6 protein-coding genes are annotated in these 13,642 nt (G+C 69.9%); 5 read left to right on the top strand and 1 reads right to left on the bottom strand.

Translation table 11 applies throughout. The features are described from left to right. Window positions 1–82 precede the first annotated feature (82 nt). The 4 genes from NBG84_RS12185 to nudC all read left to right on the top strand — a co-directional run bounded on the left by NBG84_RS12185 (window position 83) and on the right by nudC (window position 10,412). On the top strand, window positions 83–3,829 hold the full coding sequence (locus tag NBG84_RS12185; RefSeq protein ID WP_250919393.1) for a UvrD-helicase domain-containing protein: 3,747 nt from the start codon (window positions 83–85) through the stop codon (window positions 3,827–3,829). Between the two features lie 494 nt (window positions 3,830–4,323). Beyond that, the gene (locus tag NBG84_RS12180; protein WP_250919392.1) at window positions 4,324–7,986 is read left to right on the top strand and encodes a UvrD-helicase domain-containing protein; all 3,663 of its coding nucleotides are present in this window, start codon (window positions 4,324–4,326) and stop codon (window positions 7,984–7,986) included. A 10-nt stretch (window positions 7,987–7,996) separates the two neighbouring features. Continuing rightward, complete coding sequence (locus NBG84_RS12175) at window positions 7,997–9,394, top strand: dipeptidase (RefSeq protein WP_250919391.1); 1,398 nt, start codon at window positions 7,997–7,999, stop codon at window positions 9,392–9,394. A gap of 43 nt (window positions 9,395–9,437) precedes the next feature. Next, the gene (gene nudC, locus NBG84_RS12170; protein WP_425608622.1) at window positions 9,438–10,412 is read left to right on the top strand and encodes an NAD(+) diphosphatase; all 975 of its coding nucleotides are present in this window, start codon (window positions 9,438–9,440) and stop codon (window positions 10,410–10,412) included. 307 nt (window positions 10,413–10,719) lie between these two features. On the opposite strand, the gene NBG84_RS12165 is transcribed toward nudC, so the two are convergent. Continuing rightward, complete coding sequence (locus NBG84_RS12165) at window positions 10,720–10,977, bottom strand: mycoredoxin (protein WP_250919389.1); 258 nt, start codon at window positions 10,975–10,977, stop codon at window positions 10,720–10,722. Window positions 10,978–11,358: 381 nt separating this feature from the next. Here NBG84_RS12165 and NBG84_RS12160 point away from each other — a divergent pair, with 381 nt between their 5' ends. After that, window positions 11,359–13,527 (top strand): ATP-dependent DNA helicase UvrD2, encoded by a 2,169-nt coding sequence (locus NBG84_RS12160; RefSeq protein WP_250919388.1) that lies wholly within the window; start codon window positions 11,359–11,361, stop codon window positions 13,525–13,527. Window positions 13,528–13,642: the final 115 nt, after the last annotated feature.

Genomic DNA, 13,642 nt, shown 5'->3' with positions numbered 1-13,642 from the left:
TCATGTGGCGGCGTAGCGTCGTCGACAGGCGGCTGCCGCCACTCCTTCACCACCAGCACACCCACCAGGACCGGCGATCCACGTGAGCTCCTCCTCCACCACCGGGTATCCCCCGTACCAGCGACAGGTACGGCGGCGGACCCCGGGCGCATACCGGCTGGTGCGTACGCAGCCGGGCGCTGTGGGCTCCCCTGTGCTGGACGCGGCACAGCGCGCGGTGGTTGACCACACATCCGGTCCGCTGCTCGTCCTCGCAGGTCCCGGCACAGGCAAGACCACGACTCTGGTGGAGGCCGTGGCCAGCCGAGTGGCCGCGGGCGCCGACCCGGAGCGCATCCTCGTCCTCACCTTCAGCCGCAGGGCCGCCGTGGAGCTACGCGACCGCATGGCCCTGCGCCTCGGCGGCACCCGGGGCCCACAGGCCACCACCTTCCACTCCTTCTGCTACGCCCTGGTCCGCGCCCATCAGGACGCCGACCTCTTCGCCGAACCCCTGCGGCTACTCTCCGGCCCCGAGCAGGACGTGGCCGTACGGGAACTGCTGACCGGGCAGCTGGACCTGGAAGCCGACGGTCTGGCCCGCCATCCGTGGCCCGATGAACTACGCGCCTGCCTGACCACGCGCGGGTTCGCCGACGAGGTGCGGGCCGTGCTCGCCCGCAGTCGGGAACTGGGCCTCGGCCCAGCCTCCCTCGCCCGGTTCGCGGCGCGTACGGGACGGCCCGACTGGCGGGCCGCGGCCTCGTTCCTCGCCGAGTATCTGGACGTCCTCGACCTCCAGGGAGTCCTCGACTACGCCGAACTGGTCCACCGGGCGGTACTCCTCGCCGAGCGGAGGGCCGCACCGAGGATCTTCCCGTACGACGCGGTCTTCGTGGACGAGTACCAGGACACCGACCCCTCACAGGTACGACTGCTCCAGGCACTCGCGGGCGGGGGACGGACCCTGGTGGCCTTCGGCGACCCGGACCAGTCGATCTATGCCTTCCGGGGCGCGGATGTGAACGGCATCCTCAACTTCCGCTACGCCTTTCGGCATCTCGACGGCACCCCGTCGAAGGTCGCGGTCCTCACCACATCCCGCCGCAGCGGAGCCAAGCTCCTCGAAGCGACCAGACTGCTCACCCGCCGGATGCCGCTCACCCAACTGCCCGCGGACAAGGTGCGGGCCCACCGGGAGCTGGCGGCCGTCCGCGAAGGCGGCCAGGTCGAGGCGTACACCTTCCCGACCGCCTCCACCGAGCTTGAGAACATCGCCGACATCCTGCGCCGGGCACATCTGGAGGACGGTGTCCCCTGGCATGAGATGGCGGTCCTGGCCCGAGCGGGCACCCGCAACCTCCCCTCGATCCGTCGGGCGCTCACCTCGGCGGGAGTGCCCCTTGAGGTGGATGGAGCCGATGTGCCGCTGCGCCATGAGCCCGCGGTGGCTCCGCTGCTGACCGCGCTGAGGGCGGTGGCGACCGCCGCCGGCACCGGCAAGGCCTCGCCGGTCATCCCCGCGCCCGCTTCGTCGATGGACACGACCAGCCCGGCCAGCGGTAGTGAGACCGGCCAGCACCCGATGGCAGCCGAGGAGACGAGCGAGCAGGCCGCCACCGATGCCCGGCCGTCCATCCCGCTTCCGGTGGCTGACGGGGCTGACAGGGCTGACTCGACCGAACCCGAAGGCGTCGCTGGCATGGGCTCCAGGGCTGTGTCGGTGACGGCCCCAGACCAGTCACCCACGGACGAAACGGCTGTTCGATTCGATCTCACAGACGCGGTTCATCCCGCGGATACGGCCGGACCGGAGAGTACGGCCGGACCTGAGGGCGTGGCCGGTCCTGAGGGTTCGGGTGGACCTGAGGGCGTGGCCGGTCCTGAGGGCGTGGCTGGTCCTGAAGGCGTGGGTGGCGGCGAAGACGCCGTCATCGTGGGAGCGGTGGCGATCGAGCCCGACCCCACCCCTCCACCCTGGTTGGACATCGAGACGGCGCTCACGCTCCTCGCCTCCCCCCTCGCCGGAATGGACACCGCCGACCTACGGCGGCTCGGCCGCGCCCTCCGCGACGAGGAACGCGCCGCAGGAAACCGCATACCGCCGCCCTCCGACCTGCTGCTCGCCCGTGCCCTCGCCGAGCCCGAACGGCTTGTCGCACACGACCCCTCCTACGCACGCAGAGCCCAGGAACTAGGCCGGCTCCTGCACAGGACCCGAGCACTCCTGGAGCGAGGAGGCACCGCGGAAGAAGCCCTCTGGGAGCTCTGGAGCGGCACCACCTGGCCGGGCCGGCTGGAACGAGCCGCCCTCCGTGGCGGCGCCGCCGGACGCAACGCCGACCGGGACCTCGACGCGGTATGCGCACTGTTCGACACGGCCGCCCGCGCCGAGGAGCGCACCGGCGGCCGAGGCGCCCTGAACTTCATCGAGGAGATCGAAGCCCAGGACATCGCCGCCGACACCCTCTCCGGCCGTGAGACCCGACCCGACACCGTGCGACTGATGACCGCCCACCGCTCCAAGGGCCTCGAATGGAGCCTGGTCGTCATCGCCGGAGCACAGGAGGGCCTCTGGCCCGATCTCCGCCGCCGCGGCTCCCTCCTCGAAGCCGACCGCATCGGCCGCGATGGACTCGCCGAACCCCTGACGCCAGGAGCCCTCCTCGCTGAGGAACGCAGACTCTTCTACGTCGCCGCCACCCGCGCCCGGGACCGGCTGGTGGTGACCGCAGTGAAGGCCCCCGCTGACGACGGCGACCAGCCCTCCCGCTTTCTGACCGAACTCGGAGAGGAACCCCAGGACATCACGGGCCGCCCCCGAAGGCCCCTCGCTGTCGCCCCGCTCGTCGCCGAACTACGAGCCACCACAGTCGACCCTCAGGCGACCCCCGCCCTACGTGACGCCGCCGCCCGTCGGCTGGCCCATCTCGCAGCCCTCGCCGACGACGAAGGCACGCCACTGGTGCCATCGGCCCACCCAGATCGCTGGTGGGGCCTCGACGAACCCACCCACAGCCGGGTCCCCCTACGCGATCGGGACCAGCCCGTCACCCTCTCCGGCAGCGCTCTGGACCAACTCGCCAACACCTGCGCACTCCAGTGGTTCCTCGGCCGCGAGGTGAAGGCCGACGCCCCGGCCACCGCCGCGCAGGGCTTCGGGAACGTCATCCATGTACTCGCCGACGAGGTCGCATCCGGTCACACCCCCGCCGACCTAGCCGTCCTCATGGAACGCCTGGACTCCGTCTGGGACGGGCTCGTCTTCGACGCCCCATGGAAATCAGAGCAGGAGAAACAGCACGCACGCGATGCCCTGGAGCGATTCCTGCGCTGGCACGTGATGGACCGCGCCGGTCGCACACCCATCGCCACGGAACAGGAATTCGCCGTCACCCTGGAAGCCGGCGAGTACGAGGTACGCATCCGCGGCTCCATGGACCGCGTCGAACGGGCCGCCGACGGCCGGGCGTACGTCGTCGACTTCAAGACCGGCAAGCAAGCACCCACCAGCGATCAGGTCGCCCACCATCCCCAGCTCGCCGTCTACCAGCTGGCCGTGCGCGAAGGCGCACTCGACGAGGCGTTCGACGGCCAGCGACCCGAGCCGGGCGGCGCCGAACTCGTCCATCTGCGCCAGCCCGCCCCGAAGAAGGAGGGCGGCGAAACGCTGCCCAAGGTCCAGGCGCAGGAACCGCTCGCGGGGGAGTGGATCGGCGGACTCCTCGCCACCGCGGCCGGCCGGGTACTCGACGAACGCTTCACCCCGTCCACCGGGCAGCACTGCACCAACTGCGCCTTCCGCGCCTCGTGCAGCGCCCGCCCCGAAGGCCGCCACATAGTGGAGTGAGAGCCTCGCCCGCGGCAGCTGAAACCGAGTACGGCACCCGAAACCGTGCCCGGTAGGGAGCGCGGTCGCCCCGCCGGCGAAGAACGCGACGGTCCCGCGATGTGTCAAGGACGTGCGGCCTCAGCTTCATGCCCCTGCGGCCCGTCAGCGCGGTCAGGCGCAGCGGTCGCCTCCTACCTGACCGCTCGTCGGCGCACAGCGCACGTCTGCGCTTCGCGGGTACCCATCTGCGGTCTCAGGTACCAGATCCGCGGTCAGCTCGGTCAGCGCGGCTGACCCGGGAGCGACTTCACCCATCACCCTGGACCCACCTCCGGCCGGGCCAACCAGCTGAGCGGGAGACCTCGGCCGTCACCGCGCTCAGAGCAGCCTCGGGCGCCAGCGGCGACACCGATCCACCCGGGACCCCCAGCGGAGACAGACATCCCACCCGCACCCCCCGAACGAGCGGCAACGGGCTCGACTGTCAGTCCCTCCCGTTAGCCTCTTTCGTTGTGACCGCACGCATGACCGACCCCGAGCAGCTCAAGGAGCTCCTCGGCATCCCCTTCACCCCGGAGCAGACGGCCTGTATCACCGCGCCGCCCGCGCCGCAGGTCATCGTGGCCGGCGCCGGATCGGGGAAGACGACGGTCATGGCCGCGCGTGTGGTGTGGCTCGTCGGCACCGGCCAGGTCGCACCCGAACAGGTCCTCGGCCTCACCTTCACCAACAAAGCCGCAGGCGAACTGGCCGAACGCGTCCGCAAAGCCCTCATCAGGGCCGGCGTCACCGACCCCGATGTCATCGACCCGGACAATCCCCCGGGCGAGCCCCGCATCTCCACCTACCACGCCTTCGCCGGGCAACTGCTCACCGACCACGGACTACGGATAGGTCTTGAACCGACCGCCCGACTGCTCGCCGACGCGACGCGCTACCAGCTCGCCGCCCGCGTGCTGCGCGAGGCCCCCGGGCCGTACCCCGCGCTGACCCGCTCCTTCTCCCTGCTCGTCAGCGATCTCCTCGCGCTGGACGCCGAGCTGTCGGAACACCTCGTACCGCCGGAGAGGCTCAGCGCCTACGACTCCGAACTACTGCGCGACCTCGACACCCGCACCCTCTCCAACGCGGACCTGCGGAAGATCCCCGAAACGGCATCCGCCCGCCGCGAGCTACTCGAACTGACCATGCGCTACCGCGCCGCGAAGAACGCCCGCGAACTGCTCGACTTCGGTGACCAGATCGCGCTCTCGGCCCGCCTCGCCCTCACCAGACCCGCGGTCGGCGCTACCCTCCGCGACGAATTCCGTGTCGTCCTGCTCGACGAGTACCAGGACACCTCCGTAGCGCAGCGACTGATGCTCTCCGGCCTCTTCGGCCAAGGCACCGGCCACGCAGTGACCGCGGTCGGCGACCCCTGCCAGGCCATCTACGGCTGGCGGGGAGCGTCCGTCGCCAACCTCGACGACTTCCCCACCCACTTCGCCGCCGCGGACGGCACCCCAGCCACCCGGTTCTCCCTCAGCGAGAACCGTCGCAGCGGCGGCCGTCTCCTCCACCTCGCCAACGGCCTCGCCGCCCCCCTGCGCGCCATGCACCAGGGCGTCGAAGCGCTACGCCCCGCGCCCGGCGCCGAGCGCGATGGATCAGTCCACATCGCCCTGCTGCCCTCCCACGCCGAAGAGATCACCTGGCTCGCCGACTCCATCGCCCACCTGGTGCACACCGGAAAGGCACCCAGCGAGATCGCCGTCCTCTGCCGTACCGCAGCCGACTTCCCCGAGATCCAGGGCGCGCTCGTGGCCCGAGACATCCCCGTAGAAGTCGTCGGACTCTCCGGGCTGCTCCACCTCCCCGAGGTCGCCGACCTCGTCGCGGTCTGCGAAGTCCTTCAGGACCCGGGCGCCAATGCCTCCCTCGTACGCCTTCTGACCGGCCCGCGCTGGCGGATCGGCCCTCGGGACCTGGCGCTCCTCGGCCGCCGCGCCCGGCTCCTCGTGCATCGGGCCGGCGCCGATGGCAGCGACCTCGACGAGCGGCTGGCAGCGGCCGTCGAAGGCGTCGACCCCGCCGAGGTCATCTCCCTCGCCGACGCCCTCGACACCTTCCTCGACGCCGGCGGCGGGCCCCCCGACGACGGCCTGCCCTTCTCCGCGGCGGCGAGGCGCCGCTTCGCCCGCCTCGCCGCCGAACTGCGCGAGCTCAGACGCTCCCTCGCCGACCCGCTCATGGATGTGCTGCACCGGGTGCTCGGCGCGACCGGCCTCGATGTCGAACTCTCCGCTTCCCCCCACGCACTGGCTGCCCGCCGCCGCGAGACCCTGGGCAACTTCCTGGATGTGGCAGCCGGATTCGCCGCGCTCGACACCGACGCCACACTCCTCGCCTTCCTCGCCTTCCTCCGTACGTCAGCCCAGTACGAAAAGGGCCTGGACAACGCCCTGCCCGGCGGTGAGAACACCGTCAAGGTGCTGACCGCCCACAAGTCCAAGGGCCTGGAGTGGGATGTGGTCGCCGTCCCCGGACTGGTCGCCAAACACTTCCCCAGCGATCAGCCCCGCGAGGCCTGGACCGCCCACGCCCGGGTTCTGCCCCACGCGCTACGAGGCGACGCTGCCACCCTCCCCGAGATCGAGGCCTGGGACGCGAAGGGGATCAAGGCGTTCAAGGACGCCATGAAGTCCCATCAGCACACCGAAGAGCTCAGACTCGGCTACGTCACCTTCACCAGACCTCGTTCACAACTGCTGGCTTCGGGCCACTGGTGGGGCCCCACACAGAAGCGCAAGCGGGGACCGTCAGCGTTCTTGAAAGCGCTGTACGAACACTGCGCACAGGGACACGGCGAGATCGAGGCCTGGGCGGACGAGCCGCCAGCCGATGCCGAGAACCCCTTTCTTCTGGAGTCCGGCCCTGACCGGGCCTGGCCGCTTCCACTTGACCCGATCTCGCTGGTCCGTCGCCGACAGGCAGCGGAGCTGGTGCGCTCCTATGTGGCGACGGCCCCCGATCCATGGGACGCATCGAGCGACGCACAACCCAGGCCGGCCACCGGGGGTGAGGACTCCTACGCGGAAGACGACCTCTTCCCGGACGGCCTGGTGGAGCCGGACCCCTTCGACGAGCCCGATCCAGACGAGCCCGACCCCATGGAGACCGACCCCTACGGGGACGAGCTCGCGGCACGCCACGGCAACGAGCAGTCCACGGGCACGGGGGACCTGGCGCAGCCCGATCCGCTTCGGAGCCCGGCGGTGCCGGGCGCCCCAGCGGAGTGGACCACCCTGCCCCACCCCCGCCCACCCGAGGCCGCCGGGGACGCCGCCGCCGAACAGCTCCCGCAAAAGCCCTCAGAACAGGCCCCGGAGCGGCCTTCGGAACAGGCCCCAGCGCAGGCCCGAAACCCCGAGGCGAGTCCCCCCGAACAGGAACGCACCCCGGAGGAGAACCGCACCATCGCCTCCTGGGACCGCGACCTCCGCGCCCTCACCCGTGAGCTCCAGCGCGGACGCTCCACCACCCGCGAGGTCCTGCTCCCCGCGTCCCTCACCGCCTCCCAACTGATGCGCCTCGCCGCCGACCCCCATGGATTCGCGCAGGAACTCGCCCGTCCCATGCCCCGCCCCCCGCAGCCCGCGGCCCGCCGAGGCACCCGCTTCCACGCCTGGGTGGAATCCCGGTTCGAGGAGATGCCACTCCCCATGCTCGGCCCGGACGAACTGCCCGGCGCCGACGGCACCGACACCCCGGAGATCACCGACGAACGTGACCTCGCCGCGCTCAAGGAAGCCTTTGAACGCACCCCCTACGCCCGCCGCACCCCCCACCGAGTGGAGACCCCCTTCCACATCACCCTCGCCGGCCGGGCCATCAGGGGCCGTATCGACGCCGTCTACCGCACCCCCGCCACCACACCTGACGGCACCCCCGCGCACAGATACGAGATCGTCGACTGGAAGACCAGCCGCGCCCTCACCGCCGATCCCCTTCAGCTCGCCATCTACCGCCTCGCCTGGGCCGAGCAGCACGACCTCCCCCCAGACGCCGTCGACGCCGCCTTCGTCTTCGTACGCAGCGGCGAGGTCGTACGCCCCCGAGACCTCCCCGACCGTGCCGCCCTGGAGCGCATCCTGCTGGGCGAGACGGCGGGTGAGGGGCCCGCCGACGCCCGTTAGGCTCACTTACATGAGCGACACCCCGGACAGCGCCGTCCGCCAGTACATCGAGCACCACCGCGCCGCATTCCTCGACGACCTCGTGGAATGGCTGCGCATCCCCTCCGTGTCGGCCCAGCCCGAGCACGCGGCGGACGTACGGCGCAGCGCCGACTGGCTCGCGGCCAAGCTCCGCGAAAGCGGATTCCCCGTAGCCGAGGTGTGGGCCACGCCCGGTGCGCCCGCGGTGTTCGCCGAATGGCCGTCCGACGCCCCCGGCGCGCCGACCGTCCTGGTCTACGGTCACCACGATGTACAGCCCGCCGCGCTGGAGGACGGGTGGCACAGCGACCCGTTCGAACCACGGACCGAAGGGGGCAAGCTCTACGCCCGCGGCGCGGCGGACGACAAGGGCCAGGTCTTCTTCCACACCCTCGGCGTCCAAGCGCACCTAGCCGCCACGGGACGGACCGCCCCGGCCGTGAACCTCAAACTGCTCATCGAAGGCGAGGAAGAATCGGGCTCTTTGAACTTCCGTGCCCTGATCGAATCCCACACCGACCGGCTGGCCGCCGACACCGTGATCGTCTCGGACACCGGCATGTGGTCGGAATCGACTCCCACCGTCTGCACCGGCATGCGCGGCCTGGTGGACTGCGAGATCGAACTAGACGGCCCTGACCAGGACATTCATTCAGGATCGTTTGGCGGCGCGGTGCCCAACCCGGCCACCGTCGCCGCCCGTATCGCCGGCGCACTCCACGATGCCGACGAACGCGTCACCATCCCCGGCTTCTACGACGGTGTCCAACCCCTGACCGACGCCGAGCGCGGCCTGTTCGCGGAGTTGCCGTTCGACGAGGACACCTGGCTGGCCGCCGCCAAGTCCCACGCCACCCTCGGCGAAAGCGGCTACACGACGCTGGAGCGCATCTGGGCCCGCCCCACCGCCGAGGTCAACGGCATCGGCGGTGGCTACCAAGGCCCCGGCGGTAAGACGATCATTCCCTCGTCCGCCCGACTGAAGCTCACGTTCCGCCTGGTCGCCGGGCAGGACCCCAACGCGATCGAAGTGGCGGTGAGCCGCTGGATCGCCGACCGCGTCCCCGCAGGCATCCGCTTCAACCTCGCCTTCGCCCCATCCACCCGCCCCTGTCTCACCCCACTCGACCACCCCGCGCTCCAGTCCCTCGTACACGCCATGAGCCGCGCCTTCGACGGACAGAAGATCCGCTTCACCCGCGAGGGCGGCTCCGGACCCGCGGCGGACCTCCAAGACGTGCTGGGCGCGCCCGTGCTCTTCCTGGGGATCTCCGTACCGTCCGACGGCTGGCACGCACCCAATGAAAAGGTCGAGGTGAACCTCCTGCTCAAAGGGGTAGAGACGGCCGCCCATCTGTGGAGCGACCTCGCCGCCGCCCATAGCTGATCCGCTGAACCTAGACCCGATCCACCGGGGGAGTTGGAAGTACGTGAGCACTAACGGCCATGCAACCGCCGACCGAGCAGCCGGCTCGGGCCCCACCGCGCCGTCCATGAGTCTCACCGCGCCGAGCGGAATCGACCGCGAGGCGCACCACCGTCTCGACGAGGCGTGGCTAGCGGCTGCCTGGAGTCACCCAACCACCAGGGTCTTCGTGGTCTGCGGCGGCCAGGCACTGATCGACGACACCACCGACGGCCGCACCGAACTGGTGATGACCCCGGCCTTCGAAGCCCCCGTCACCGAAACCCACCGCTACTTCCTCGGCACCGACCAGGACGGTGTGCGCTACTTCGCTCTACAGAAGGACGCGCTGCCAGGGCGGATCGACCAGTCGGCCCGCCCGGCGGGACTGCGCGAAGCCGGACTGCTGCTCTCCCCGCGTGACACCGCGCTGCTGGTCCACGCGGTTGCATTGGAGAACTGGCAGCGGCTGCACCGCTTCTGCTCACGCTGCGGCGACCGCACCGTGATCGCCGCGGCAGGCCATATCCGCCGCTGCCAGGCCTGTGGCGCCGAGCACTATCCGCGTACGGACCCCGCGGTGATCATGCTGGTCACCGACGAGGACGACCGAGCGCTCCTCGGTCGCCAGGTGCACTGGCCGGAAGGCCGGTTCTCCACCCTCGCCGGCTTCGTGGAGCCTGGCGAGTCCATTGAGCAGTCGGTGCGCCGCGAGGTCTGGGAGGAGGCCGGTGTGACGGTCGGAGAGGTCACCTACATCGCCAGCCAGCCCTGGCCCTTCCCCTCCAGCCTGATGCTCGGCTTCACCGCCCGCGCCACCTCATCGAACATCACCGTGGACGGTGAGGAACTGCACGAGGCGCGCTGGTTCTCCCGGGAGGACCTGCGGAAGGCGTTTGAGTCCGGCGAGGTGCTACCCCCGCACGGAATCTCCATCGCGGCCCGCTTGATCGAGCAGTGGTACGGCCAGCCACTGCCCAAGCCCGGCACCAGCCTCTAACCGCGGGACGGTAACTGCCTCCAACCGCGGGACGGTAACCGCCGATCGTCGAAACTGCCCGCTGACACCGGCCCAGGAAGTCTGCAAGGGGGGTGGGCCCACCCTCTGGGCCGCCCTCATGGAGCGTCCGTCACGAGTGGGCCTCCATGCCGAAGGGGAACGCACGACGGCCCCGGGAAATCCCTTCCCGGGACCGTGTCGGTGCCCGCTCCGCTCCCTCGCCGCCTGCGGTGCTCATCAGCACGCATAACGGGTGACCGTGTTCCAACTCACACCGTTGCCAGACTCCGATGGCCAGTTTTGGCCGTCAGATGCCGAGTGCCTGCTTCACCTGGGCAAGGCTCGGATTGGTCATCACGACCTCGGGTCCACCACCCGCGGGCACCACCTGAACCGTGGGTACGGTCTGGTTGCCGCCGTTCGCCTTCTCCACGAAGGCCGCAGATTCGGGGTCCTGCTCGATGTTGATCTCGGTGTACGCGATGCCCTCGCGATCCATCTGGCCCTTCAGCCGACGGCAGTATCCGCACCATGTGGTGCTGTACATCGTCACAGTGCCCGACATCGTCCCTCGTGCTCCTTCGTCTCACGGCGTCCCTCGTCGCACTCGCTCATGCGTGCGCACCGCGTAGAACGAATACGGCCCCTCGACCATTCCCATGCCGTTCGGCGGTGGCGGCCGTTCTCCGCGCCGTAACCGCCGTAACCGCCGTAACCGCCGTAACCGCCGTAACCGCCGTAACCGCTGTGGCTGTCGTCGGCCATCGAGGCGTCAGGCTCCCCCGGCGGGGAGGTGAATGCCCTCCCAGCACCCGCTAGTGACCCGTGACCACCAGAGTGGCAGCAGGATGCAGTTCGGGGAGCAGCCCGGGAACTCATACGACTACTCTCACTCCGCTGTGGACAACCGCCGCAGCCGCCTCCGAAGACCTGGCAGCATGGCAGGGTGACATCAGCAACGCACTCCTCCCTTTTCCCGCAGGTCCCCGAGTCGGCCGACGCGGTGCTAGACGGGCTCGATCCCGAACAGCGCGAAGTGGCGACCGCCCTGCACGGTCCGGTGTGCGTGCTGGCCGGTGCCGGCACGGGCAAGACACGAGCGATCACCCATCGCATCGCGTACGGAGTCCGCGCGGGAATCCTCCAACCGAGCAGTGTGCTGGCCGTCACCTTCACCAACCGTGCCGCGGGCGAGATGCGAGGGAGACTTCGACAGCTCGGTGCGGGCGGTGTCCAAGCGCGAACCTTCCACTCGGCAGCGCTACGCCAGCTCCAGTACTTTTGGCCGAAAGTCGTCGGCGGCGATATGCCCCGACTGCTGGAGCGCAAGATCCAACTCGTCGCTGAGGCCGCTGCCCGCTGCCGCATCCGGCTGGACCGCAACGAACTGCGCGATGTCACCGGCGAAATCGAATGGGCGAAGGTCACCCAGACCGTGCCCGCCGACTATCCCGCGGTGGTCGCCAAATCCCTCCGCGACGCCCCCCGCGATACATCGGAGATCAGCCAGATCTACGGGATGTACGAGCAGCTGAAGCGCGATCGCGCGGTGATTGACTTCGAGGATGTTCTGCTCCTGACCGTCGGCATCCTCCAAGACCGCCATGACATCGCCGACCAGATCCGTCGCCAGTACCAGCACTTCGTGGTCGACGAGTACCAGGACGTCAGCCCACTCCAACAGCGCCTGCTCGACCTCTGGCTCGGCGACCGGGAAAGCCTCTGCGTCGTGGGCGACGCCAGCCAGACGATCTACTCCTTCACCGGCGCCACCCCCGACCACCTGCTGAACTTCCGCACGAGGCACCCATCGGCCACCGTGGTCAAACTGGTCCGCGACTACCGCTCCACTCCCCAGGTCGTTCACCTCGCCAACGGCCTGCTGAGCCAGGCGAGCGGCCGAGCGGCCGAGCACCGCCTGGAGCTGATCTCCCAGCGCGACCCCGGCCCCGAGCCCGTCTACGCCGAGTACGCGGATGAGCCGGCCGAGGCCGAAGGCACCGCCCGCCGCATCCGCGACCTGATCGCCGCCGGCACACCCGCCGGCGAGATCGCGGTGCTTTACCGCATCAACGCCCAGTCCGAGGTCTATGAGCAGGCCCTCGCCGACGCCGGAGTCCCCTATCAGTTGAGGGGAGCCGAGCGCTTCTTCGAACGGCAGGAAGTGCGGGAGGCAGGCGTCGCCCTGCGCGGCGCCGCCCGTGCCGGCGGCAATGACTCCCTGCTCGACGATGCCGAAGACCTCCCGTCCCAGGTACGGGCGGTCCTGTCCACCAAGGGGTGGACCAGCGAGCCCCCAGCCGGCTCCGGCGCAGTGCGGGACCGCTGGGAGTCCCTGGCCGCACTGGTCCGCCTCGCCCAGGACTTCGCCCAGGCCAAGACCGGCGCCACTCTCAGCGATCTTGTCGCCGAACTCGACGAGCGGGCCGCCGCCCAGCACGCACCCACCGTGCAAGGCGTCACCCTCGCCTCGCTGCACTCAGCGAAGGGCCTCGAATGGGACGCGGTGTTCCTCGTCGGCCTCACCGAGGGCATGATGCCCATCACCTACGCCAAGACCGACGAGCAGATCGAAGAAGAGCGACGGCTGCTCTATGTCGGCGTCACCCGCGCGCGGCTCCACCTCGCTCTGTCCTGGGCTCTCTCCCGGTCACCTGGGGGCAGGGCATCCCGACGCCCCACGCGTTTCCTGAACGGCATGCGACCGGGCTCCGCAGCGCCTGGAGCCCGCAGCGCTGGCGGCGAAGGCGGAACCGAGCGAGGCAGTCGACGTAAGCGGCGCGGGCCGGCGCTCTGCCGGGTCTGCGGAAAGACGCTCACCGATGCGGGTGAGATGAAACTGATGCGGTGCGAGGACTGCCCGTCCGACATGGACGAGGCCCTCTACGAACGCCTGCGGGAGTGGCGCTCCGACCAGGCGAAGGAGCTAGGCCAACCCGCGTATTGCGTGTTCACCGACAAGACCTTGATGGCGATCGCCGAGGCAGTGCCGGGCGATGAGCGGGAGCTGTCGGCCATCTCCGGCGTCGGCGGGCGCAAGCTGGAGCGCTTTGGAGCCGATGTCCTCACTCTCTGCGCAGGTCAGGAGCTTGAAGAGGGCGTTGCGGAAGACTGAGACAAAATCGTCGGAAAAATAGTTTGCGCACCCCCCAGCAGTCCCCATAGGTTCTTAACCACGCGAACAGCAGCTTCTCCGAAGCACTGTCCTCGTGTTGTACTTATTCCGAATA

Origin of the sequence: Streptomyces albipurpureus (genome assembly GCF_023701525.1) — a bacterium.
GTDB lineage: Bacteria > Actinomycetota > Actinomycetes > Streptomycetales > Streptomycetaceae > Streptomyces > Streptomyces albipurpureus.
Note: the sequence above shows the minus strand (reverse complement) of the source record. Positions and strands in the feature narration are given on the sequence as shown.

What these genes read in the sequence shown, in the direction of transcription:
- NBG84_RS12165 (WP_250919389.1), bottom strand. Translation starts at nt 10,977, where the DNA reads ATGTCGGGCACTGTGACGATGTACAGCACCACATGGTGCGGATACTGC.
- NBG84_RS12175 (WP_250919391.1), top strand. Translation starts at nt 7,997, where the DNA reads ATGAGCGACACCCCGGACAGCGCCGTCCGCCAGTACATCGAGCACCAC.